The sequence below is a fragment of the Vibrio ostreicida genome, assembly GCF_013074385.2.
Taxonomy (GTDB): domain Bacteria; phylum Pseudomonadota; class Gammaproteobacteria; order Enterobacterales; family Vibrionaceae; genus Vibrio; species Vibrio ostreicida.
Map to the genome: position 1 here is coordinate 33421 of NZ_JABEYA020000008.1, position 24713 is coordinate 58133.

18 protein-coding genes and 1 pseudogene are annotated in these 24713 nt (G+C 45.0%); 6 read left to right on the plus strand and 13 right to left on the minus strand.

Annotated features, from left to right (window positions below; genetic code table 11):
* Positions 1-135 precede the first annotated feature (135 nt).
* Complete coding sequence (locus tag HLM86_RS12530) at positions 136-1824, plus strand: electron transfer flavoprotein-ubiquinone oxidoreductase (RefSeq protein WP_342745410.1); 1689 nt, start codon at positions 136-138, stop codon at positions 1822-1824.
* Between the two features lie 123 nt (positions 1825-1947).
* Positions 1948-2382 (plus strand): azurin, encoded by a 435-nt coding sequence (gene azu, locus HLM86_RS12535; RefSeq protein WP_170883083.1) that lies wholly within the window; start codon positions 1948-1950, stop codon positions 2380-2382.
* A 45-nt stretch (positions 2383-2427) separates the two neighbouring features.
* On the opposite strand, the gene HLM86_RS12540 is transcribed toward azu, so the two are convergent.
* The 5 genes and pseudogenes from HLM86_RS12540 to nrdD all read right to left on the minus strand — a co-directional run.
* Positions 2428-2838: an NUDIX hydrolase gene (locus tag HLM86_RS12540; protein ID WP_076590334.1), complete on the minus strand. Its 411-nt coding sequence runs from the start codon at positions 2836-2838 to the stop codon at positions 2428-2430.
* Positions 2839-3014: 176 nt separating this feature from the next.
* The gene (locus HLM86_RS12545) at positions 3015-3635 is read right to left on the minus strand and encodes an ATP-dependent zinc protease family protein (protein WP_076590333.1); all 621 of its coding nucleotides are present in this window, start codon (positions 3633-3635) and stop codon (positions 3015-3017) included.
* Positions 3636-3708: 73 nt separating this feature from the next.
* Positions 3709-4890 (minus strand): amino acid aminotransferase, encoded by a 1182-nt coding sequence (locus HLM86_RS12550; RefSeq protein WP_170883018.1) that lies wholly within the window; start codon positions 4888-4890, stop codon positions 3709-3711.
* Positions 4891-5005: 115 nt separating this feature from the next.
* Entirely contained in the window at positions 5006-5515 is a 510-nt protein-coding gene (nrdG, locus tag HLM86_RS12555; RefSeq protein WP_076590332.1) for an anaerobic ribonucleoside-triphosphate reductase-activating protein, read from the minus strand.
* A gap of 6 nt (positions 5516-5521) precedes the next feature.
* Positions 5522-7390, minus strand: a pseudogene (gene nrdD / locus HLM86_RS12560) (anaerobic ribonucleoside-triphosphate reductase); the annotation flags it as partial.
* Between the two features lie 761 nt (positions 7391-8151).
* Here nrdD and HLM86_RS12565 point away from each other — a divergent pair.
* From HLM86_RS12565 to HLM86_RS12575, 3 genes are all read left to right on the plus strand, one after another.
* Positions 8152-8403: a hypothetical protein gene (locus tag HLM86_RS12565; RefSeq protein WP_076590331.1), complete on the plus strand. Its 252-nt coding sequence runs from the start codon at positions 8152-8154 to the stop codon at positions 8401-8403.
* 113 nt (positions 8404-8516) lie between these two features.
* Positions 8517-11273, plus strand: a complete 2757-nt coding sequence (locus tag HLM86_RS12570) for an immune inhibitor A domain-containing protein (RefSeq protein WP_170883022.1) — start codon at positions 8517-8519, stop codon at positions 11271-11273.
* Between the two features lie 376 nt (positions 11274-11649).
* Positions 11650-12858, plus strand: coding sequence for an SGNH/GDSL hydrolase family protein (locus tag HLM86_RS12575; protein WP_390226015.1), 1209 nt, complete (start codon positions 11650-11652; stop codon positions 12856-12858).
* An 81-nt stretch (positions 12859-12939) separates the two neighbouring features.
* Here HLM86_RS12575 and HLM86_RS12580 read toward each other — a convergent pair whose 3' ends face one another.
* From HLM86_RS12580 to HLM86_RS12615, 8 genes are all read right to left on the minus strand, one after another.
* Entirely contained in the window at positions 12940-13638 is a 699-nt protein-coding gene (locus HLM86_RS12580; RefSeq protein ID WP_170883026.1) for an aspartate/glutamate racemase family protein, read from the minus strand.
* Between the two features lie 143 nt (positions 13639-13781).
* Complete coding sequence (phaC, locus tag HLM86_RS12585; RefSeq protein WP_170883028.1) at positions 13782-15566, minus strand: class I poly(R)-hydroxyalkanoic acid synthase; 1785 nt, start codon at positions 15564-15566, stop codon at positions 13782-13784.
* Positions 15567-15619: 53 nt separating this feature from the next.
* On the minus strand, positions 15620-15967 hold the full coding sequence (locus tag HLM86_RS12590; RefSeq protein WP_076590327.1) for a phasin family protein: 348 nt from the start codon (positions 15965-15967) through the stop codon (positions 15620-15622).
* 58 nt (positions 15968-16025) lie between these two features.
* Positions 16026-17234 carry an acetyl-CoA C-acetyltransferase gene (locus tag HLM86_RS12595; protein ID WP_076590326.1) on the minus strand — a complete coding sequence of 403 codons (1209 nt, stop codon included), beginning with the start codon at positions 17232-17234 and terminating at the stop codon, positions 16026-16028.
* 14 nt (positions 17235-17248) lie between these two features.
* Positions 17249-17989, minus strand: a complete 741-nt coding sequence (locus HLM86_RS12600; protein ID WP_076590325.1) for an SDR family oxidoreductase — start codon at positions 17987-17989, stop codon at positions 17249-17251.
* A gap of 629 nt (positions 17990-18618) precedes the next feature.
* Positions 18619-21675 carry an efflux RND transporter permease subunit gene (locus HLM86_RS12605; protein ID WP_076590324.1) on the minus strand — a complete coding sequence of 1019 codons (3057 nt, stop codon included), beginning with the start codon at positions 21673-21675 and terminating at the stop codon, positions 18619-18621.
* A complete protein-coding gene (locus HLM86_RS12610) occupies positions 21672-22727 on the minus strand; it encodes an efflux RND transporter periplasmic adaptor subunit (protein WP_170883029.1) in 1056 nt (351 codons plus the stop codon). The genes HLM86_RS12605 and HLM86_RS12610 overlap by 4 nt, the downstream gene beginning before the upstream one ends.
* Position 22728: 1 nt before the next feature.
* Complete coding sequence (locus tag HLM86_RS12615) at positions 22729-23772, minus strand: efflux RND transporter periplasmic adaptor subunit (protein WP_303047988.1); 1044 nt, start codon at positions 23770-23772, stop codon at positions 22729-22731.
* Between the two features lie 220 nt (positions 23773-23992).
* Between HLM86_RS12615 and HLM86_RS12620 the strand changes: the two genes are divergently transcribed.
* Complete coding sequence (locus HLM86_RS12620) at positions 23993-24700, plus strand: TetR/AcrR family transcriptional regulator (protein ID WP_076590321.1); 708 nt, start codon at positions 23993-23995, stop codon at positions 24698-24700.
* The last annotated feature ends 13 nt before the right edge of the window (positions 24701-24713 follow it).

Below are 24713 nucleotides of genomic sequence, written 5' to 3' on the forward strand. Positions count from 1 at the left end.
TTTTGTTGTTCAATATTGTTAAATATTACGGCTTAACATCACATTAAATACAATTTTTATCGGATTTTTGCCTCTTTTCAGCTTAGTAAAGTTTACGTTTACGTCAACTAGACTATATTAATCAATATTCATCAATTGGAAAGGCAGGTTTACACCATGGAAAGAGAATGTATGGAATTTGATGTTGTTGTAGTCGGTGCAGGGCCTGCTGGATTATCTTGTGCAATCAAGCTTGCCCAGCTTAGCGAAAGCAAACAAATCCCTCTTTCTATCTGTGTCGTGGAAAAAGGATCTGAGGTTGGTGCACATATTCTCTCCGGCGCCGTATTTGAAACCACTGCATTGAGCGAACTTTTCCCCGATTGGAAAGAACTCGGTGCCCCCGTCAATAACCCCGTCAGCACCGATGAGTTTATGTATCTTTCATCTGACCGCCGTTCGGTGAAGATCCCCAACATCCTGACACCAAAATCAATGCACAATAACAACCATAATCATGTTATTAGCTTGGCCAGTTTATGTCGATGGTTGGGTCAAAGGGCTGAAGAATTGGGCGTTGAAGTGTATCCTGGGTTTGCTGCTGCAAGTGTCAACTATGATGCATCTGGCGCAGTAACAGGGATCACCACATCAGACATGGGCATCGACAAACACAATCAGCATAAATCATCTTTTGAGGCCGGTATCGAACTCAACGCTAAATACACAATCTTTTCTGAAGGTGCGCGCGGCCATCTGGGTAAGGAGCTGATTCAAAGATTTAATCTTGATCACAAACGACAGCCGCAGCATTACGCGCTCGGTATCAAGGAAATCTGGCAATTACCCGACGATCATGCCTTTTATCAATCCGGAAAGGTGTTGCACGGAGCAGGCTGGCCTTTAAATGACAGTGATTCAAGTGGTGGTAGCTTCCTTTATCATTTAGACAACCATCAAGTCGTGGTTGGCCTCATCACAGATCTCAACTACTCCAACCCTTACCTGAGCCCTTTTGACGAATTCCAGCGTCTTAAACACCACCCTGCTTTTAGCCGCTACCTCATTGGGGGTGAGCGCATTTCTTATGGGGCCAGAGCGCTGACTAAGGGGGGATTAGATTCTTTGCCCAAACAACAGTTTCCTGGAGGCCTATTGATCGGTTGTGATGCCGGCACACTGAATTCAGGTAAGATTAAGGGCAGCCATACGGCGATGAAGTCTGGTTTACTGGCTGCACACGCCATTTTCAGCGAACTCAGCGAAAACCTCAAACAAACCGAAGCCGACTATCAATCTCTATTTGAACAATCTTGGCTTTACGACGAGCTCAAGCAATCGAGAAATTTTTCCTCCTCAATACACAAATACGGCCCTTTACTGGGCGGCGCGTTAACCACTTTAGAACAAAATGTTTGGCAGTCGATGTTTCGATCTCATGCACCTTGGAAGATTGCGGACTTGAAAGCTGACCATTTGTCATTATTGGAAACCTCACAATGTCGTCCCATTGTCTATCCTAAGCCTGATGGGCAATTAAGCTTCGACAAACCTTCGTCTCTGTTTCTGTCAGGCACGCAACATGAGGAAAACCAGCCTTGTCACCTTATTGTGGCGAGCTACACTATCCCCATTAAAAACCATCTTCCACTGTTTGATGAGCCAAGCCAACGCTATTGTCCCGCAGGCGTATACGAAATTGTCACTCACAATGACGAACCCAAATTACAGATCAATGCCGCCAATTGCCTGCACTGTAAAACCTGTGATATCAAAGATCCTTCACAAAACATTACTTGGCGACCACCTGAAGGCGGCGGAGGCCCAAATTATCAAAATATGTGACCTGTATTCGTTTGGAAATCGAGAACTTAGTGAAGGTGATCATAGTTTCATTTTTTACGTATGTGAGAATAGCTCTCAATAAATACAGTAAGGAAAAGCAGTATGATAAACCCAAGATTATCTATGATCTCAGGCCTGATTGCACTCGCCAGTTTCGGTGCTCAAGCCAACAGCGATTGTTCAGTGTCCCTTGATGCAACGGATATGATGAAATTTTCAACCGACCAGATCAGCGTGCCATCAAGCTGTAAAGAAGTCACGCTGACACTCAACCATACCGGCAAGCTCGCGGCATCAACGATGGGTCACAATGTCGTCATAACCGATACCCCCAATGTGCAGTCCGTCGCGACCGAGGGGATGACCGCTGGGATAGACAACAGCTACCTCAAAGCGAATGATCCTAGGGTCTACGCCTTCACTAAGATTATTGGCGGCGGCGAAAGCACCTCGATTACCTTTAGTACCGAAAAAATGAAAGCGGGCGGAAGCTATAGCTTTTTCTGCTCTTTCCCAGGACATTGGGCAATCATGAAGGGTAAATTTAACATCATCTAAAAGGAATATACGTCGGCCAGTTTGGATAAAACTGGCCTGTTCCAATTACGCCATTTGATGCAAATCTCTTTGCACATGTGTCACAAGCTGGTCACGAATAAATCGGCAATCTGCCGCATGGAATTTTTCTGAGGGAATTTGATCTGGCTGATACCAGTGAAAGGTTTGCTGACGAGAAACATCGGAAGCGATGGGTTCATCTGCTGTAATTTGACGCAAAAGCACATAATAAATCCGGCCACCGAATTCATTAATATCACTGTAAGTCGCAACATGTGAGACGTCATTCAAGCCCGTCTCTTCGAAAAGAACTCTTAGTGCAGCATCGGTTCCAGATTCATCATACTCGACATACCCACCAGGAAACTCTACCACCCGCCCCTGAAGACCCCTATCTCGTTCCTGAATCAGAACTTTACCCTGCCGGATAACAACAGCCATTGACAAATGCTTCATCTGAGCTCCTTAAACTCGACTTGCGTGCTTTGGGGGCATGACCTCTTTAAACAGGTCAGCACCCCGCGGCCGAAAAATACAAGAAAACCGCTTAAGACTAACTGAATGTGCAACTTGGTTCTGCTGCAACGCTCAAAAAACCGCTTTTTTTATCAAAGGTATCGTGTTGTGGTGCTTTACTTGTGTTTGTCCTGCACCCACTTTCTACTGACATCAACAATCGCCACGTCCCTAAAGAAACTGCGCCCAAGCAATAACGGGAAGGAAAGGTGTGTTCGATCTGCGAGAGTAAACTCCGTCTTTTCTTTTAAATCACCAATCTGAATCCAAGCTTCCACCACCGCACGTCTCTGCGCTTCATTTGTACTTGATTGACGGATCTTAACCCAGCGCGCGACGGGCAGGGCAATTTCCTTACTTTTCGCCCCGTCATGTTCTATCTGAAATTTAATCCAGTCCTTGCCATCGCGTTCAAACTCAACGATTTCGACCACACTGATTGAAGAGGTAGTCGCCCCTGTATCAATACGGGCCATAAAACTTTGATCGAGGCCTGGAATATACACCCACTCCTGCTCACCTAATACCAGCTTACCATCCGGTGTTTTCTTCATTTTGGGTTTGGTGGTCTGTTCGGTGGGGATCGATTCAGGTTTTGGCGGTGGACTTGGCTTAGATTGGTTATGCGCTTTAGTGTTTTTTTGCGGTGGCTTATTCGGTTTTGGGTCAGTTGTTGTACATGCTATCAATCCACCACATAACAACACTGGAAGGAGCCGTTTCCATGTTTTTTTCATGCGTTCACCTAATATTTTGCCAAAACATAGCGGGTTCAAATCAGGCCCACCCAGAGTGGGCCTGAACGCAGGATTAAGACACCTTCATTATTGCATTGGCAACCAGTGGAATGTCTTTTTCAGTTAAGCCCGCGATATTAATCCGACCATCTCCAACACCATAAATGCCATATTGTTCACGGAGTTGCATCATTTGGTCCTGCGTAAAGCCTAGCACAGTAAACATACCTTTGTGGCTTTCAATGAAATCGAAATATGAAGTTTTGTGGGTATCTCGAAACTCGTTGCACAGGGCACGGCGAAGATTAACCAAGCGCTGTTGCATTTCTTGCAGCTCTTGTTTCCAAATCTCAGTGAGTGTTTTATCTTGCAAAACAGTACGAACCAACGCCGCACCATGATCTGGCGGCATGGTATAAGTGGCACGGGCTAGCGTCAGTAATTTTCCTTTGGCATTACTGACATCATGGAGGGATTTCCCCACAACAATCGCGGCGCCTGTTCGCTCACGATACAAGCCAAAGTTCTTCGAACAAGACGTTGTGATCAACATTTCATCAATGTTGTCAGCCATGTAGCGCAAGCCCTTGGCATCTTCCTCCAAACCATCGCCAAACCCCTGATAGGCAATATCGACAAAAGGCGTGAAGCCATTTTTTTGCGCAAGAGCCGTAATCTCCTGCCACGCTGAAAAGTCGATATCGGCTCCAGTGGGGTTGTGACAACAGCCATGAAGTAGGACAACGTCCTGAGGCCCTGCATGAGAGAGTTCATCCAACATGCGTGCAGTATCAACCTGTTTGCTTTCAGGGTTAAAGTAGCTGTATTGCTGTACCTTAAGGCCCGCAGCTTCCATCACCGGACGATGATTTACATAACTCGGATTAGAGATCCATATCCGTGTTTCGGGTTGGGCTATCTTGATTAAATCCCCTAACATACGAAGGGCACCACTTGCCCCTGGAGTCTGGATAGCCGCGACTCTATCCATCGCAGAGGTACCTGAAAGAAGAAGGTCAACCATACTTTGGTTAAACGCCTCACACCCTGCTAAGCCCACGTAAGCTTTCGTCTTCTGAGTGCTAACAACAATATCTTGCGCCTTTGCGATCGCCTTCATCACAGGCGTCTCGCCTGCGCTGTTTTTATACACACCGATGCCCAAGTCAACTTTGTCCGTGCGCTCATCATTTCGATAAGCCACTGAAAGAGAAAGAATAGGATCGAGTGTTGGTGTTGGTAAATGAGAAAGCATGAAAGTCATAACCCTTTGAAATCCAAGTAACAGCGTATAACTTATCATTTAATCGAACTATGCAAAAATAATATTTTAACCTTCAAAGATATTGCAGGATAAACCTTCATTTCGTTCACACTTTTACCACGGTGTCGATCGTCGATAGCCATGTGTCAGAACGCCCAATTCTGTGTATTGTTTGGTTAGTGCTTCCTCGCCATTTCAACGACGGATCATACAAGGCCTCAACAAATTTCCCGTCAATTAGCACATCGATTAACTCCAGAATCTGACGTTGAGCTGGGTTCAGTTCTGTCAGGGTATAACCAGTCCACATCCAAATGTCTTTTTCAGGGCACGCCTCTTTCACTCTAACCACAAGTTTATATATGCTCGCAATATTTGCAGGGTGAAGCGGGTCGCCGCCAGAAAGTGATAATCCTCGCCTCTTAATGCGGGTACTCTTGAGGTCTGCAATTATCTGGTCTTCCATTGCTTGGGTAAATGGATGCCCTGAGTTAGGATTTAGCGTTGACTTGTTGTAGCAGCCTCGGCAATGGTGTTCGCACCCTGCAACAAACAGAGTGCAACGTGTACCCTCACCATTTACAACGTCAACGTGCTGATATTTATGGTAGTTCATTAGTCTCTACAGGTGTTTCACACGCCGAATGACTTCTTCTTGCTTACCAGCGTTAAATGGCCGTGCGTCAGGAGACCCCAAATATCCACAAACACGTCGTGTAACAGAGACCTTTTTAGGATCATGGCTGCCACATTTCGGACACGTGAAACCTTTGCTCAAACACTCAAACTCACCCTTAAAGCCACACTCATAGCACTCATCAATGGGAGTGTTAGTGCCGTAGTAAGGAACTCGGTCGTAGCTGTAGTCCCATACATTCTCTAGCGCTTCAATATTGCGTTGCATATTGGGGAACTCGCCATAACAGATGAAGCCACCACTTGCTAGCTCAGGATATGGCATCTCGAAATCGATCTTGTCGTAGGGATTCACGTTCTTTTGCACATCAAGGTGGAAGCTGTTCGTGTAATAACCTTTGTCCGTAATCCCATCCAGCACACCAAACGCTTTGGTATCTAGTGAGCAGAATCGTGTACACAAGTTTTCAGAAGGCGTGCTGTACAAGCTGTAGCCCCAACCACTTTGCTCTTTCCAGCCATCGACTTTGCTTTTCAGGAACCTAACGATCTCAATCGCTTTCTGGCGCAGACATTCATTATCGAAAATGTGCTCACCTTTAGCATAGAGTGCGTTGATAGTCTCGTGAATACCTATGTAGCCCATCGAGACTGACGCTCGGCCATTTTTGAAGAGCTCTAGCGCGTCATCATCTGGGTTCAGGCGAATACCTAGGGCGCCTTCTGTATAGAGAATCGGTGCCACACGAGCTTTCACACCACGAAGTCGCTCAATACGTGTCTCTAGTGCACGGCGAACAAGCTCAGTACGCTCTTCCAAGATTTCGTAAAACGTCGCCTCATCACCCTCTGCCTCAATAGCAATACGCGGCAAGTTAAGGCTCACGACGCCCAGGTTGCTGCGTCCTTCATGAACGTCATGGCCATCCTCATCGGTGTAACGACCTAAAAAGCTACGACAACCCATAGGCGCCTTAAACGAGCCTGTGACTTCTACAACTTTATCGTAGTTAAGAATGTCTGGATACATGCGTTTCGAGGCACATTCAAGGGCGAGTTCCTTGATGTCGTAGTTTGGATCGTCTTTCTTAAGGTTAACGCCATCTTTGAGAGTAAATAGCAACTTAGGGAAAACCGCTGTCTTGTGGTGTTTACCCAATCCCCGAATTCTATTGATAAAAATAGACTTCTGAATGAGTTTAGATTCCCAACTTGTACCGAGACCAAAGTTAACACTTAAGAAAGGAGTCTGGCCATTACTTGAGAATAGCGTGTTAATCTCGTACTCGAGGGATTGGAATGCATCGTGGACTTCCTTTTCGATAAGTTTACGTGCATACGCCTCAGGATTTGGTACATCCCACTCCTTTGCCCTAGCTAGGTGTTTTTCATGACTTACCGTGACATAAGGCGCGAGTGCCTCATCCAAACGGTTTAATGTTGTGCCACCGTAGGTGTGGCTAGCGACTTGCGCTACGATTTGGGCGGTCACCGCGGTTGCCGTTTGTATTGACTTCGGTGTATCAATCTCCGCGTTACCTATCCTGAAACCATGAGTCAACATGTTCTCTAGATCGACAATCATGCAGTTGAACATCGGGAAGAATGGAGAGTAATCTAAATCATGGTAATGAATTTCACCATTCTCATGTGCTTCAACGATGTCACTTGGCAGCATATGGCGCTTAGCGTAGTGTTTGGAAACAGTCCCAGCAAGGAGATCGCGCTGAGTAGGGATCACTCGCCCATCTTTGTTTGCATTCTCTTGGATAAGTTCAACATTGCTCTCTTCAAACAACCCTTGGATCGCTCTGTTCAACTCACTGAAATCTTCACGAGCGATATCTCGCTTGTGATCACTATCACTGCAAAACAGTGCTTGCCGGCCATCACCTTTGACGATTGGTTTCACTTTATCCCCTTTTTGATTTCAATATGGACCTACACCAGCCAAAAACACATTATGTAGTTGAAAATATATCAGGTAGCACAATATATGGATTAAAGTACACCCAGCTGACTTAAGTGCGTATTGATTTCGATCAACAAATTTGAGGTCGTGTCTGCAATTTCACCACTCATGAAAGTGGGTTACCGAACAAAGAAGGCGTAAGAATTTGTCTACTGATCCATGCTGATACTAAGACCACAAGCGTGACAAGAATGGCACCGGTCGAGTTTAAGTATTGATTCACTTTGGTTAGACAATAATGACTGAGGAACGGTAATCGCCAGCAATTATCTCTTATTCATAGAGTCTTGAATTTTGATGTGATGTTTTAATCAACATACCGTCGAACTATTACTGTAAACTTTAATTTTATCATTTATAAACCCATCATTAGAAATATAATAAAATACAAAACAATAGTTCGGAAAATCATAAACGTTAGACTTTTATTCTTAGTTTAAATTATTTCATCATCAATTGTAGAACGAGTTTTCATCACTCACTATAAAGGAAAGAAATGACATTCATGTTATTTTCATTTCCTCAGTGTTTACTTTATTTGTTGAACCATGAAGCAAGATCTAATCGACTAAAAACTATGCATTGCATTTGATAACAGTTAGTTATATTTTGTATCGAAGCATTAACATTCGATGAAGTAAAAAATGAGACTTGCGATCTGCCTGATGACACTTTTGGCAAGTGCGACGCTTGCTAGCACTCCTCCTGATGATGAAAAGCTGATTCAATTGTTAGTCGAGCGCGGTATTATTTGTGAGAATCAAAGCTATCAAGATGAGCAGACATCCCTCCAGATATACTTATCGAATCGATTCAGTAAAACCAAGGCTAAAACCAGCAAAGAAATTAAAGATAATCCGAGTAAGAAAGCGTGTATTGCAGCATCTTCAGATTAAATCAATGATATTGCTTCAAGGAAGAGAAATCTTGCTCGGGATATAGTTGTTCACGCAACGTTATACCCACTTTATTAAGTGGAAGTTGGCAATCAAAATAATAAGGAAATAATATGATTCCTATGAAAAAAACACTGCTAGCAACAGCAGTGATGACCTTCTTTAGTGTCAGCGGGCACGCCAAAACACCCATTGATTTAGGTGTGATGAATGAAGAAAAAATTATCGAGATGCTGGTTCGAAAAGGCACTCTTGAACAAAATGCATCAGTGACCGAACAGCAAGTCGCACTTGACCGCTATCTGAACACAAAGCTAAACAACGGCTTTAAAGGTGATGCCCAGTTTGGTAAAAAAGCGCTCGAGCAAAGAGCCAAGATCCTTAAGTCCATTGAGGTCAATAAAGGTCACCATAAAGCCCATGCGTTCGCTTTCGATTTATCACAAAAGCGCACAGATAAAGTCTTGGCGCTACTGGTTGATTTTCCTGATCTCCCATGGAATGAAAACAGGCTCACTTCTGAGCATACAGAAATGCTGTATGAAAACTACCCACCAGAGCATTATCAAAATCTCCTCTTTTCCGGTTCTGGCTACACAGGGCCTAACGGAGAAAACCTGATATCAATGCGCCAGTATTATGAGAGTGAATCAGGTAATAGCTATAGCGTCGCTGGTCAAGCCGCGGGCTGGTACAGAGCTTCAAAAAATGCGTCTTTCTATGGTGGTAATTCAGCCGATACCGATAATGACATGAACGCTCAGGAACTGGTTCGTGAAGCTCTTAATCAACTTGCACAAGACCCCAGTATCAACCTAGCCGACTATGATATCGAAGATCGCTATGACTACGATGGTGATGGAAATTTTCGTGAACCTGATGGTGTCATTGATCACCTGATGGTGTTCCACCCCTCTGTGGGTGAAGAAGCCGGTGGTGGTGTCTTAGGTGATGATGCCATTTGGTCGCATCGCTATAATCTAGGTCAGTATCATGCCTTGGAAGGCACGACAAGCACCGTACCTGGTCGCTTTGATGGTAAATATGCCGCCTTTGATTACACCATTCAACCCATTGATGCAGCGGCGGGCGTTTGTGCTCATGAATATGGCCATGATCTTGGGCTTCCCGATGAATACGATACCCAGTACACAGGTAAAGGTGAGCCCGTTTCGTATTGGTCTATCATGTCTTCGGGCAGTTGGGCAGGCAAAATCGGTGGCACACAACCTACTGCTTTCAGTTCATGGGCCAAACAGTTCTTACAAGAGTCGATCGGCGGTAAATGGATCAGTAACCAAACCATCTCACTTGATGACTTAACAACCCAAGGCACAGAAATTACTCTGCACCAAACAATCGACAACGATAAGCCAAACATGGTGCGTGTTGATTTGCCCATCAAGCGTACAGAAGGGCATAAACCGTTCGAAGGCACTTACAGTTTCCATTCAGGAAAAGGAGACGACCTCAAAAATACGATGTCCCGCCAGATAACCTTGCCTCAAGGCACTCAGGTGAACCTTGTCTTCAAAGCTTGGTATCAAATCGAAAAAGACTATGATTTTGCCCGTGTACTCATCAATGGGCAAGCCATTGCGGGCACAATTACCACCATGGACGATCCTAATAAGACCGGTTTAGTTCCCGCGATTTCAGGTGAATCAACAGGTTGGGTTGACGCGGAATTTGATCTCTCACCATGGGCTGGGCAAAGCGTAACGCTGAGTTTCGATTATGTCACTGACGGTGGCTTAGCCATGGAAGGTCTGCATGTCGATAACCTCTCGGTTGTTGCCGATGGCACGACAACATTGATAGACAACGCAGAGGGCAGCACCGAATTTACTTTCAATGGTTTCCGCCTCAATGATGGTTTTAACCAATCAGAGCACTACTATTTGCTTCAATGGCGAAGCCACAATGATGTCGATGAAGGTCTAAACAACATTAAGCGCTTTGGCCAAATGATGTCGTTTGACCCTGGCTTGATTGTTTGGTACGTCGATGATTCTCACACTGATAACTGGGTAGGCAAGCACCCAGGTGAAGGCTGGCTTGGTGTGGTCGATGCGGATCAAAATGCCATGATCTGGGCTGATTCGAAAGAGGCGGCACAGACTCGCTATCAGGTTCGTGATGCGGCATTCTCACTTAACGATCAACAAGCCATGAAATTGGAAAACAAAGACGGTGACATACTTGAAGATGTGAGCCTCATCGGCAACGCTTATTTTGCCGACAATCAAGATTACTCGAACCCACAAGCCGCAGACGCTGGCCGTCTTCTTACCGAACATGGCGTTCAAATAGAAGTCATTAATCAAAGTAGTGATAATACCTACGGTGTTATCAAGGTATCAAAGGCTGAGGCTCCAAATCAATTGCCAGTCGCCGCTTTTACTTTGTCAACAGATGGACTTAACGTTGCGGCGAAAAACACAAGTTCTGACAGTGATGGGACTATCGTCAGCTATCTTTGGGACTTTGGTAATGGCCAATCCAGTACCGATGAAGCACCTAAGTGGAGCTACCTGAATGACGGAAGCTACACCGTATCTTTGACAGTCACCGACGACCAAGGCGATCAGCACACCGCTTCCGAAAACATTGTGGTTGAAGCTGACAATATTTTACCAACCGTCTCGGCAAACTACATTCACCTAGGTCGCTGGGTCACGATGTGGTCAACCAGCTCTGATGAAGATGGCAGAATCGTTGATACGGAATGGGTATTACCCAACGGGAAGATCAAACGTGGCCGCATGTTTACTTCCATTTTCCCAAGTTACGGAAAACACGAAGTTAAACTTACCGTTATGGACAGCAATGGTGATAAAGCCACCAGCATGATTAGTGTTGATTTATAACGACCTTCCTTAACGACTCAGACGGAGTCTAAGCAGAGCGCAACAGAGGTTGCGCTCTTTTTTTTGTCCCCTAAAAACCCACCTAGCTCACCGTTTTATACCGAGACTGTTAGGTTATTCCAAACCCGCCCAAAGTCAAAACCCACAGGAAACCGATTGCTATGGTTGCATATCAATCAATTCGAACAACATTCAACCTTAATGATTAAGTGATCAATAATGTGTAAAGTTTGATTCTCATCCACTATCGGAGCATTTATTCACGGATTATTTTGACTGTGGCACGCGAACTGTGTCATCAAAGATGAGTAAATGCTCTACAGTCAAGAGGAAGTGAATAATGATAAAGATCAGATTATTTTTTGCTGGCTTAATAATGATGGTCCCTGCTTTAATACAAGCAGCCCCATTAAACATACAGGGCGTAAGCGCGAGCAACACTTCTCAAGTTCAGGCAAACCAAACCTATACCTATGTCCGATGCTGGTACAGACCGGCTCACAATCACGATGATCCTTCCACTGATTGGGAATGGGCAAAAGACGAGCATGGTGACAACTACACCATAGAAGGCTATTGGTGGTCGTCAGTTTCATTCAAGAATATGTTTTTTACTCAAACGAGCCAAAACGAAATCGAACAACGATGCATAGATACTTTAGGTGTCACTCACGCCTCAGCGGATATTCTTTATTATGCTTCGGATAACCGATTTTCGTACAACCACAGTATCTGGACGAACGACATGTCTCCTAATGCGAAGATCAACCGTATTATCGCGTTTGGTGACAGCTTGTCTGATACAGGAAACTTGTACAACGGCTCTCAATGGGTATTCCCTAACCGAGATTCATGGTTTTTGGGGCACTTTTCCAATGGATTAGTTTGGACAGAATACCTAGCCAAGAGTAAAGAGGTCCCACTGTATAATTGGTCCGTAGGCGGTGCTGCAGGCACCAATCAATACGTCGCGTTAACCGGAATATACGATCAGGTCACCTCTTTCCTAACCTATATGAAGATGGCCAAGCACTATAATCCGGACAACAGCTTAATCACATTGGAGTTCGGTTTAAATGACTTCATGAATTACCAACGAGAGGTTGCAGACGTCAAGGCCGACCTTAGCAGTGCCCTCATTCGACTGACCGAAACCGGTACCCGAAATATACTGTTATTCACGTTACCCGATGCCACTAAAGCCCCTCAATTCAAATACACAACACCTGAGACAGTGGCCACGGTTAGACAAAAAATTATTGATTTTAATGCCTTTATCGCCGAGCAAGCACTGCTGTATCAAGATAAAGGACTCAATGTTGTTCTCTACGATGCCCATGATACTTTTGAAAAAATCACCACTCATCCGCAGCAGCATGGTTTCGAGAACTCAACCGAGCCTTGTTTGAATATCAACAGAAATTCATCCATGGACTATCTCTATCGCCATGATCTTACGGATGATTGTGCCTATCACGGATCAGACAAATACGTGTTTTGGGGCGTAACTCACCCCACCACCGCGACGCATCAATACATCGCTGACCACATTATTCAAACCAAACTGGGTCAATTCAATTTTTAACAACGCGGTGAGGCCAGCAGCTGGCCTCACCGATCAATGACAGCTTCTTGATGGCCTTCAACCACCGACGTTCGCGGGTGATTACACGTCACTGAGTGCGGCTTTCGCCGCCGCCAGCGCATGAATTTTTGCCGTATCAAACAACGGCATATGGGAATCCCCTTCTCCAATCAACAACCCAATTTCTGTACACCCAAGAATGACACCTTGTGCACCTAATTCGGCCAAATCGTCAATAATCGCTTTGTAATCATCTTTAGACATGGTATTAATTTTGCCCAAACATAGCTCGTTGTATATCACATCATGCACGAGTCGACGTTGCACGCCATTTGGTACAATCACTTCAATACCAAACTTTTCTGTTAAACGTTGCTTATAAAACATCTGCTCCATAGTGAATGAGGTACCAAGCAACCCAACTTTACTGATATTATTCTCTCGCAATACCTGCCCTGTTGCGTCGGCAATATGCAGTAACGGGAGAGACGTCGCTTCTTCCACCTCATTGGCAACTTTGTGCATCGTATTGGTCGCAATCACAATAAAGTCCGCCCCTGCTCTTTCCAGTGACTTTGCCGCTTCACTCAAGATCACCGCAGTTTCTCCCCAATTGCCCTGATGTTGTAACCGCTCAATTTCGGCAAAATCGACGCTGTTTAGAATCAATTTCGCACTGTGTAATCCACCTTGAAGCTCATTGATCGTTCGGTTGATATGATGGTAATACGTTGCGGTTGATTCCCAGCTCATGCCACCAATAATGCCAATTGTTTTCATCCCTGCTCCTTTGTTCGATTCCAAATTAGCCACCGTCGCCCCATGCGCTGATGCATAGTGAACACGTCCTAGCCCAATTAATCAAAGCAATAAAAAAACCCCGAGTCAATGGCTCAGGGTCTTGTTTATTTCGCTCTTATCAATCAGTTGGTGACCGTTTCTTTCACCGGAAGTACCTGCTTAACGTAGTCACCAGGTGCGGAGCCCATTACTGTAAATTGTTCACTCCCTACCATAAACGGTTCAACTTGCTCGCTTGGGTTAAAACTCAAAAGCCAGTCATGCCAATGGACCCACCAAGAACCTTCAGTATGTTTCGCATTGCTCAACCATTCATCGGCTTTTTCATCTAGGTTATCATTGGTCCAGAAACCATATTTGTTCTTAAGCGGATGATTCACAATACCGGCAATATGCCCAGACTCACCCAGAACGAACGTTTTGTTGCCCCCAACATTGAGCGCACCACGATAAGTCCCTTGCCATAGCGCAATATGGTCTTCCTTCGTCGAAACAAAGTAGCTAGGAATTTTTATCTTATTGAGATCAATCCAAACACCACCAATTTTGACACCTTTATCTTCGATCAACTTGTTATTGAGGTATAGATCTCTCAACATAAAGTTGTGACACGCCGAACTCACATTGGTGCTGTCGCTATTCCAGTATAACAAGTCAAAATCGACAGGGCTTTTACCTTTGAGATAATTATCAACGTAATAATTCCAGTACAAACTATTTTCACGCAGCAAGCTGAACGTCACGCTGAGAGAGCGCCCATCCATATACCCTTTGGACTTATTCTGAGCTTCAATGGCGCTCACAATGGTTTCGTTGATGTAGGCCCCGACTTCGCCTGGTTGAGAAAAGTCCAATAGCGTAGTGAAAAACGTTGCACTCTTAATGCGCTTTTTCATTCGCTTTGCTGCGTAATAAGCGATGGTACTGGCCAACACGGTACCACCAATGCAGTAACCTGCTGCGTTGATTTGCTCCTGACCCGTAATGTCTTCTATCGCCGATACGGCTTTTGCCACCCCATCGGTCACATAGTCCCCAAATTCCAGCTGACTTTGCTCCTTTCCTGGGTTGCGCCACGACATCATAAAGACCGAGTGACCCTGTTCAAGCAGCCAACGAACCAATGAGTTCTTCTCACGTAGATCAAGAATATAGTATTTGTTGACAAACGGTGGCACGATCAAGAGCGGCGTCGCATTCACTTTTTCGGTCAGCGGTCGATATTGAATCAGTTCAAACAGTTCATTGCGAAAAACCACATCACCTGGCGTATTGGCAACATCAATTCCGACTCTGAACGCATTGTTGTTTGTCATGCGTATTTTAAGAATATCGGCGCTTGACTCGACATCTTCTTTTAGTTGCTCCAAACCAGCGAGAAGGTTTTCTCCATTCTGTTCCAGAGTCATCTTGAGAAGTTCAGGGTTCGTCGCAATATAGTTGCTTGGGGACATTGCATTGATTGCTTGACGAGAAAAGAAAATCAGTCTCTCTTTGGCTTTTTCGTCCAACCCCTCGATACTATCGATAGTCTCTAAATATGTTTTACTAAACAGTAAGTACGACTGTTTAATAAAATTGTAGAACACATCATTATGCCAGTCTTCATTGGTGAATCTTTTGTCACCTTTATCAGCTTCAACAACGGACTCGCTGTTTTTGGCCAACGCAACGTTTTGCCAGATTTCTAGTTGCTGCTGCCACCATTGTGCCTGAATTTTCAGCAGGGCTGCGGGCTGATTAGCCGCGCTTTCGAAGAGTTTTGTTGTGTCTTCAAAACTCACTTCTTGCATGGCTTTGTTGAGCGGAGAGTTAACGGCTTCCCTGCTTGTTTCAAGCTCTTCCCACCACTTTTGATTGGTTTCCTGAAGCTTCACAAGGTAGTCCGAAAAGAAGTGTTGGTACATTTTTCTACTCCTATGATCGGAAAAATACCGCCCGAAGGCGGCAAAAATCAGTGTTATGCCGGTGTCACTGTCTTAAGGTTTTCCGTCGTTAGATTATCAACATCATCTTTGAACTCTTTTGCAATTGATTGAAGTTTGTTGCTATCGTCCATCATTTGCTGAGAGAGTTTCGTTAACACTGACAACTGCTGACCGTTGAATGCGGTCAAAGACGTCACGTCTTTGATTTCAGTCGCCGCCTTCATCTGCGTCAAGCCCATTTCACTATAAGTACGAATCGCATTAAGTTGGAGCTCAGTTAATACTTCAACATTCTTGGTCATGAGTTTATTGAACTTCGCATAAGGTTCAAATGTCTTTTCTGTTTGATCAGTAAATGATTTGAAAAAATCAGTATACATAGGTCTTTCTCCTGGCTAGATTTTATATGACTCGCTTAATCACTTTTCACAAAAAACATTAAGCGATTGATTTAATTAATATTGCAGTGCCCATGCCACCACCAACACAAAGGGAAGCGACTCCGTAGTCGCCCTGAATTCTGTTGAGCTCATGCACGAGGGAAACGATGATGCGGTTGCCTGATGCACCCAGTGGGTGACCCAGTGCGATCGCTCCACCATTAACATTCGCTTTGTCCAAAATAGAGCTAACACCAACTTCATGATTCTCAGCAAGTTTATGGATAACGCCTAGCGCTTGCGCCGCAAAGGCTTCGTTGAGCTCATAAACATCAATATCACCCAAATTGATGCCCGCTTTGGTTACCGCCTGAGTCACGGCCTCTACTGGACCAAGTCCCATTACTTTTGGATCAATACCAGACTGCGCATAACTGACGATTTCAGCCAGAGGCTTAAGGCCATGCGCTTTAACCGCGGATTCACTGACCACAATCACTGCACTGGCACCATCGTTTATGCCGGATGCATTACCAGCGGTTACCGTACCTTCTTTTTCGAACGCTGGACGTAGCTTTTCTAAACCAGCTAGAGTGGCACTCGCTTTAGGGTATTCATCGGTATCAAATACCTTTGTTTCCTTACGTTGTTTGACTTCAACCGCGACGATTTCATCTTTGAACTTGCCCGCTTCTATGGCGGTGGCCGCCTTCATTTGACTCGACAGCGCATATTCATCTTGCTGAGCACGACTGACTCCAACCATCTGAGCGACGTTTTCCGCCGTTTTCCCCATATGGTACTGGTTATAAACATCCGTTAAGCCATCATTAATTAACAAATCGGTTAAGGACAGGTTGCCCATTTTGTGTCCATCGCGCATCGTACTAGGCACAGAAAATGGAATTTGTGACATAACCTCAACCCCAGCAGCAACCACGACCGAAGCGTCACCCGCACGTATATGGCTAACCGCATCCATCACGGTTTTCATTCCACTGCCACACACCATATTCAGGCTATAAGCCGGAACAGAATCTGGAATACCGGCGTAGAGAGAGGCTTGACGACCAACCCCCATTCCCTGACCAGCACCAATCACATTACCAACAATGACCTCGTCAACACGATCCGCGTCAAGACTGGCTTGTTCCAAGGCTGCCTTGATAGCAATAGAACCAAGAAGACCAGCGGACATATCTTTAAGAGAGCCTCCGAAAGAGCCAATAGGCGTGCGCTTTGCTGCAACGATATAAACTTTTTCCATCTCTATGATTTCCTTTAATGCATGTATAAGCCGCCGTTGACCGACAGCGTTTCACCCGTTATGTATGCACCTGCATCGCTGACCAAGAAAGACACCGACTTGGCGATTTCTTCAGGCGTTGCAAGACGCTTCATAGGAATTTGAGCTTTAATAGAATCAAGCACTTCAGGCTTCATTTGCTCAACCATTGGGGTTCCAGTATAGCCCGGTGCTACCACGTTCACCGTCACGCCGCTTCTTGCTCCCTCAGCCGCAAGAGCCTTAGAAAATCCAATCATGCCAGCTTTAGCTGCCGAATAATTGGTTTGGCCAAACTGGCCTTTAAGCCCATTGACAGAAGATATGTTGATCACTCGGCCATTGCCCTTTTCACACATGGCTGAAAACAAGGGTTGAGTCACGTTAAATACGCTGTTCAAATTGGTATCGATAACCTCTTTCCACGCGGATGATGCCATTTTCTTAAAGACACTATCCCGAGTAATTCCCGCATTATTGACAACAACATCGACTGTGCCTTCTTCTTCCAACAACTGAGATAAACGCTGCGCGCACTCATCGGTATTAGTCACATCCAACTCAAACAGACGAACTTGGTCTTCAGAGAAACCTTTCTCTCTAAACCATTCCAATGCACATTGGTAACTACCTGTGCAATACGTGGCAATAATGCGATAACCATCATCCACCAACTGGGTGGAAATTGCAGAACCGATCCCACCTTTTGACCCCGTAATCAGAGCGAGTTTTTTCATTAAGAGACTCCATCCTTAACAGCAATGTAATATTTTCATTCGTTATTATTTAGATACTATTCAAATCACCATCCAAGGTTATTAACAATATCGAAATTAGAGCTTATTCTTTCCTGCTTACTTGCCTATTAAACTAATATCTAAATATTACACTTCAAACACTTTGTTAATTTAGTTCTATAAAGTTGAACGGGATCGCATTCGGAATGAAATGTTGCTCTTTTGTTATTTTTACATATCCCTTTGTTTTTAAAGGTTTTTATGTTATTACTCGTATTATCAACAAAATATAAATCTCTGTTTTTTATCCATATTTTCAATTTATACGTATTTCATCACTCTTTGGAATCTTTGCAACCTCAGTACTTTTCCACATCTATAGGACTACTTAAGATGGAGAAATGATCTATGTGAAAATATAATCACTTAGATTACCGTATATGATACCACTAATGATTTTAACAATTAAACCCATAATCAACTGGTTATTCGAGATGCCAATTCCATTCAATTATCTGATAATAAAAAGGTAAATTCTTTGATGGACGGAAAATATAAAATTAACAAGAAAAAATAAAAGCTCGACATCAGATGCCGAGCTTTTGAGTTTTTTGTTTTAAAATGAGTGTTTAGGCTGGTGCTTGTATACGGTAAAAAGTCGCAAATAATACAGGGACAACAATCAAGGTAAGAACGGTGGCAAAGCCCAATCCTGCCATAATTGTGATTGCCATAGAGCCAAAAAAGGCATCAAAAACCAACGGAATCATACCCAGAATCGTGGTGAGTGCCGCCATACTGACAGGACGGACACGTGAGATCGCACTGTCATAGACAGCATCGTAGGGCGTTTTTCCTGCTCTAAGCTCGATGTTTATTTGATCCAATAACACGATGCCATTCTTAAGTATCATGCCACTTAAGCTCAAGAGACCTAAGAAGGCCGTAAAGCTAAAAGGCATATCGGTTAATAAAAGACCGACAGCCACACCAATAATGGATAAAGGCACTGTGCACCAAATTACTAGGGGCTTGCGGAAGGAATTAAACAAAAGCATAGTAATCACAAACATCATCAGGTAGCCCATTGGCAGTGAGCCAAAAAGCGCATTTTGGGCATCTTTAGATGACTCATATTCACCTCCCCAACTCAGCTCGTAACCATCGGGTAATGCTAATGCCTCAACGTTGGGCTGAATTCGTGAAAATAAACTCTCTGCCGTTTCTTGGCCAAGTACATCATGGTCCGCTAAAACGGTGAGTGTTCGCTTGCGATCACGGCGTTGTATCAGGGATTCCTGCCACTCTAGACTCACACCGTCAATAACCTGCTCGACTGGGATGTAAGTCTGAAGCGAAGGGCTCCAGATCCTGACATTCGCCAAAGACTCAAAATCAACCCGCTCGTCTTCAGGCAAACGGGCGATGATGGGTAATCGATGCGTACCGTCTCTCAATAAACCAATCGGCACACCACCGAACGCCATTTGCAATGTGTTCGACAAGTCTTGTTTCGAGATCCCCAGTCGGCGTGCCTTAGACTCGTTAAACTGAGGCACTAACTCTTTGGTACGTTCACGCCAATCGTGGCGCACATTACGAGCCCCCGGATCGGCCAAGAGGATATTTTCGACTTTAGTCGCAATTGCGCGAAGTACTTTCGGATCAGGCCCTGAAATTCGAGCCTCAATCTTTGAGGCGGGTGAGGGGCCAAATTCCATCAGCTTAAACTGAAACGTCGGCTGATAAAACATCGCTGGCAACGTTTTATCAAGCTGGGTGAGCAACGCAAACATCTTCTCCCTATCAGTTACGCGCACCTGAAGCTGGCTATAAGCTGAGTAGCTTTTCTGCGGTTCGTAAGTGAGCGCAAAGCGTTGCAGCCCTTGGCCTGTCGTGGTCGAGACAAACTCAACGTTTTGCTGTGAACGCACGTACTGCTCAACTTTTTTACTTTGTGCCAGCGTCGTTCTGATGTCCGTGCCCTCTGGCATCCACATGTCGATATAAAACATCGGCGTATTGGAAGGAGGAAAAAAGGATTGTTTGACCATACCAAATGCCACAACCGCCATCACCAACAGTCCGATCATGCTCATGATTGTAAACCAACGAAAACGGATCGCCACCCTAAGGCCAACGCCAAATACCGTAAAGAGAACCCCTTTGTAAGGATCTACCTCTTCACCAGCGGCAGGGGCGTCAGGTTGCTTTAGTAAGAGTTCGGCAAGGAACGGCGTTAACGTCAAGGCAGTGACCCAACTTAAGAACAACGAAAAGCAAAGAACCCAAAATAAGGACCCCATAAACTCTCCGGTGGCATCTTCAGAAAGGCCAATCGGAGCAAATGCAGTGATAGCAATGACGGTCGCCCCCAGCAAAGGCCATTGTGTTTGCCGAACAATATCAACCGCAGCCTGAGTTTTCGATTTGCCTTTTTTTAGGCCGACGAGTATCCCCTCTACCACAACAATAGCGTTATCAACCAACATACCTAGAGCAATAATCAATGCCCCTAACGAAATGCGGTGCAGCTCGACATCATACTGCTTCATTAAAATGAAGGTGCCAAGGACGGTAAGAAGTAATACGGCGCCAATAATCAGACCACTGCGCAGGCCCATAGCGAACAAAAGCACCACTATCACGATCGCAACCGCTTGAGCGAGGCTTACGATAAAGTCATCAACCGAGCGATCAACTTCCCTTGCCTGATTATAAAACTCATCAATGTCTAACCCGGCAGGTTTAATACTCTCCAATGCCGCAAGTCGTGCATCAATAGCGCGTCCAACTTCAACAACATTGACCCCTGAACCAAAGGAAATCGCGAGGTTAATGGCTGGTTTGCCGTTGTACATTAGGACATTAGACGGCGTTTCTTCAACACCCCGAGAGACAGTAGCAACATCCTTTAAGCGGATTAGGTTACCTGTATCTCTCCCATGTATGATCAGATCTTCGAGCCCTTGTTCAGTTGTCATGGTTCCGTTCGGCCGTATGATCAGTGACTGCCCATTCACCATCACTTCGCCTGAAGCCTGCACACTATTTTGCTGGCTCAGTAAAGACACTACCGTATTAAGGTCTAGATTGAACGCTGCGAGTTTCTCAAGCGACACCTCGACAAACATTTGCTCTTGCTGATCCCCCGAAATGGTCACTTTACCTACACCATCAACCAATTCGAGCTCTCGACTCAGATAGTCAGCGTATCGTTTCAGTTCGATAAAATCGTAGCCATCCCCGGTCAACATCAGCATGATGCCGTAGACATCACCGAAATCATCAAGGATCTGAAGCGAGCTGACTTCGCTCGGCAATGAGGGCCTCAGATCACTGATTTTACGCCGCATTTCATCCCAAATTTGTGGAAGTTCATCAGGCCCGTAAACCATTTCCATACTCACCATAATTTGTGACATACCAGAGGATGAAATCGACGTTATCCGGTCAATATAGGGAAGCTTACGGATTTCTTTTTCCAACGGATACGTCAATTCTTCTTCAACTTCTTGGGACGTCGCCCCCGGATAGGTTGAAATGATCATGGCATCTTTGATCGTAAAAGCAGGATCTTCGAGGCGGCCTAAATCCATAAAGGAGAAGTATCCGCCCACGGTCAGAATAACCAAAAACAACCAGCTAATCACTTTATTGCGGATAGAATATTCAGCCATATTCACTGTGGTACTCCTTCCATGTTCATCCCTTCACGTAATTGACTTAGGTGGGAGTTGACGACGATATCGCCTTCCTTAAGGCTGCCGTTAATGAGGGCACCCGAGCCATTGATTTGATTGATCATGATCGGATAACGGCGAGCCGAATTATTTTCCACTTTCCAAACGAAAAAACGTTTCGGATCCGAGCCCGTATCAATGGCGGTCATCGGCAGTTGAAAGCCTTGAACCCGATTCAGGCCTGCTTTGAACAAATCCACGGTGACTTGCACACTGGTGCCCGGCAGAATGGGCGTTTCCCGTTGAGGCATAGACAGCCAAAATTCATAAGTCTGACTTGATGGCTGACGTTCGCTGGTGTGCTCAAGATACGTCATTGCATAGCGGCCATCGTGACCAGCAAACGTTACCTCTGGCTGGTAACGGTCTAATGTCATCTCAGGTTTAAGCAACGCCAGTACTGAATCAGAGACATTCAATTTCACGTAGACATTTTGGGCCTGATACAAAGAAACGACGGTTTCTCCCGGGCTGGTATTTTCATACTTCTGCTTATCTACACTCGAAATTACGCCAGTAAAGGGGGCCTTCAACCGGGTATAGCGCACATTCAACTTAGCGGCGCTCAAGTTTGCTTTTTCCAGCTTAAAACTGGCGTCTAGCACATCTAAATCGGCCGCTGAAATCATGCTATCTGTCACCAACTCTTGGCCACGTTTATATTGTTTAAAAGCGAGATTATATTTTGCCTCCGCATCGGTTAAATTTTGCCTCGCTTTAACGTCATCCAAAAGCGCAATAACTTGCCCTTGTTTAACTCGGTCCCCTTCTCTGACCATGATCGATGAAATTTCACCTTCAAGACGAAACGCAAGCGGCGTCAATTCGGCGGGCATCACCTGACCATTAAAACTCCGAAACTGGCTAGTCACTGGGGCATCAAGTTCCAGTGTCTCAACAAGAAGTGGGTGTTTATCTCTATGCTCTAGAGATGGTTTACATCCAATAAGTGCCAGCGTCATTGCAGCAAAGACCGCAACCCCGATCCCTTTCATGTTAGATCCCCTCTTCCTTTATCCAAGCTTTGACCTGCTGCCCAGACACTAACTCGTCAACGCCCGCTTCGACAATCAGATCACCTTGTCGTAAGCCAGAGACAACCTCTCCATTTGGACTAAGCTGCACTGCCACAGTTTCAAGCAGTGTAGAAACGGGATTGAATCGAAATAAGGTGCCACTGCCAGATTGCTTCGTCACCCAGGCCGTCTCAGGTATACGAATCGTCGCTTTCGCTTGGGTATTCACCAGATGCACCTGCCCTGTCATACCGGGCAACAAGTTTAGTGTCTTTGGTCGTTGAATCATCACGCTTGCCTTGTAACTATTGGTCTCCTCATCCGCTTGCGTCGAAATTTCTTTAAACTCCGCTGAAATAAACTTATCAGGGTGACTGTCCATCGATACCTCCAGCTCAGAATCGCTAATATTGGAGAGACCCTGCTTATCGGCATAGCTGACTGGCACATTGAAGGTAACGTCGAGCACACTGTTGTCCATAAGGTTGAACACGGGCTGATTAACCGACACCACTTGGTGCTGTTTGGCAAAGATTATCGAGACAACCCCGTCAAATGGGGCTCTTATCTGGGTAAAGTTCAGTCGTGTTTGAGCCTGTTCAAACGTCGCCTTTGTTGCGATGTATTGGGCCTGTGTACGATCAAAATCGTCGGTACTGATCAACTTTTTATCATGCAGTAGCTTCGCTCGCTCAAACTCGGTGGTCGCCAAACTGTATTGTGCTTCACGTGCATCCAAATCAAGTTGATAATCATTGGGATCCAAGGCCGCCAACATATCGCCTTTCTTGACGACACTGCCCATTCTGACATTCAACTGTTCCATCTCACCCGCAACCTGAAAAGACAAACTTGCGCGATTAGCCGCTTCTATTTGGGCAATGAATGAATCTCTCTGAATCATGGTGATATCCGCCACTTCCATCAATTTCACTGGTGTGACAACCGATGTGTCCGGCTCAGAATTGGCGTTATTGCACCCGAACAAAATAATGGATAAAGCACCGACAACTAACGGTTGCATGCTCAATTTAGCCGTGAATAGGGACCTTGCCATTTGGTGACCTCACGCATTTTATATTACACATTTGTGCAGTATATTGTTTATATCATTCAAATCAATACTTATTTACCATGTGTATAGTAAAAAACTTTGATATTCTATAGTGACGGGAACGTTATAAGATGAAAAGCAAAACGATTTCTGGTAGAAATACCGCCGTCAAAATTAATTGAATGGAACAATGACAGAAAGAAAGCAAGGTCGCCGAAGTGCGCAAGATGCAGAGAAGACAAAATGTGAGATACTCAGAGTCGCGTCTGAGTTATTTTGCTCCCTCGGTTACGAGCGGGTATCTCTACGTAACATCAGCGAACAAGCTGGGGTTTCCCACAGCCTGATCAGGCACCATTTCGGCAGTAAAGAAAAAATTTGGCATGCCATTAGCGATAATTTAGATCGCTACATGGAAAACTATATGCATACGCTTATTGATAACATGCCACAAAATATCACCGCCAATGTGAAATTATACTTGTTATCCGTCCAACTTTTAGCGCATTTGCTGACCTTCAAACAACCGATACAGCTGATTGCGGACGCCGTAAGGCAGGAAGACTCTTTGTTCGATTACTTTATCGATAACTCGGGAGAGCTAGAAGCGTTGGTCAACAGCATTGCCGATGATTACAATCAGGCCTTCCCTGAATCCAAGGTGAAAATTTGGGAAATCAAATGGCAGATGATTATGTTTGCCCACGGAGCGGCAAGCCTAGCCCCTTTTATGAAAGAAACCTGGGTTGACGAAACTAGCGATGATCAGGAATGTTTACTCAAACATTGGGACATGTTTAACCAAATGATGGTCAGTCGCTTGCATGTTCCACAAGCCTTTGTATTACAGCCCAGCAGTGTGGATGAGTTAGTCTTTGAATTACCCTGTCAGGGTTAAAAAAGTCTGCGTA

What these genes read in the sequence shown, in the direction of transcription:
- azu (WP_170883083.1), top strand. Translation starts at nt 1,948, where the DNA reads ATGATCTCAGGCCTGATTGCACTCGCCAGTTTCGGTGCTCAAGCCAAC.
- HLM86_RS12540 (WP_076590334.1), bottom strand. Translation starts at nt 2,838, where the DNA reads ATGAAGCATTTGTCAATGGCTGTTGTTATCCGGCAGGGTAAAGTTCTG.
- HLM86_RS12545 (WP_076590333.1), bottom strand. Translation starts at nt 3,635, where the DNA reads ATGAAAAAAACATGGAAACGGCTCCTTCCAGTGTTGTTATGTGGTGGA.
- HLM86_RS12550 (WP_170883018.1), bottom strand. Translation starts at nt 4,890, where the DNA reads ATGCTTTCTCATTTACCAACACCAACACTCGATCCTATTCTTTCTCTT.
- nrdG (WP_076590332.1), bottom strand. Translation starts at nt 5,515, where the DNA reads ATGAACTACCATAAATATCAGCACGTTGACGTTGTAAATGGTGAGGGT.
- HLM86_RS12565 (WP_076590331.1), top strand. Translation starts at nt 8,152, where the DNA reads ATGAGACTTGCGATCTGCCTGATGACACTTTTGGCAAGTGCGACGCTT.
- HLM86_RS12570 (WP_170883022.1), top strand. Translation starts at nt 8,517, where the DNA reads ATGATTCCTATGAAAAAAACACTGCTAGCAACAGCAGTGATGACCTTC.
- HLM86_RS12575 (WP_390226015.1), top strand. Translation starts at nt 11,650, where the DNA reads ATGATGGTCCCTGCTTTAATACAAGCAGCCCCATTAAACATACAGGGC.
- HLM86_RS12580 (WP_170883026.1), bottom strand. Translation starts at nt 13,638, where the DNA reads ATGAAAACAATTGGCATTATTGGTGGCATGAGCTGGGAATCAACCGCA.
- phaC (WP_170883028.1), bottom strand. Translation starts at nt 15,566, where the DNA reads ATGTACCAACACTTCTTTTCGGACTACCTTGTGAAGCTTCAGGAAACC.
- HLM86_RS12590 (WP_076590327.1), bottom strand. Translation starts at nt 15,967, where the DNA reads ATGTATACTGATTTTTTCAAATCATTTACTGATCAAACAGAAAAGACA.
- HLM86_RS12595 (WP_076590326.1), bottom strand. Translation starts at nt 17,234, where the DNA reads ATGGAAAAAGTTTATATCGTTGCAGCAAAGCGCACGCCTATTGGCTCT.
- HLM86_RS12600 (WP_076590325.1), bottom strand. Translation starts at nt 17,989, where the DNA reads ATGAAAAAACTCGCTCTGATTACGGGGTCAAAAGGTGGGATCGGTTCT.
- HLM86_RS12610 (WP_170883029.1), bottom strand. Translation starts at nt 22,727, where the DNA reads ATGAAAGGGATCGGGGTTGCGGTCTTTGCTGCAATGACGCTGGCACTT.
- HLM86_RS12615 (WP_303047988.1), bottom strand. Translation starts at nt 23,772, where the DNA reads ATGCAACCGTTAGTTGTCGGTGCTTTATCCATTATTTTGTTCGGGTGC.
- HLM86_RS12620 (WP_076590321.1), top strand. Translation starts at nt 23,993, where the DNA reads ATGACAGAAAGAAAGCAAGGTCGCCGAAGTGCGCAAGATGCAGAGAAG.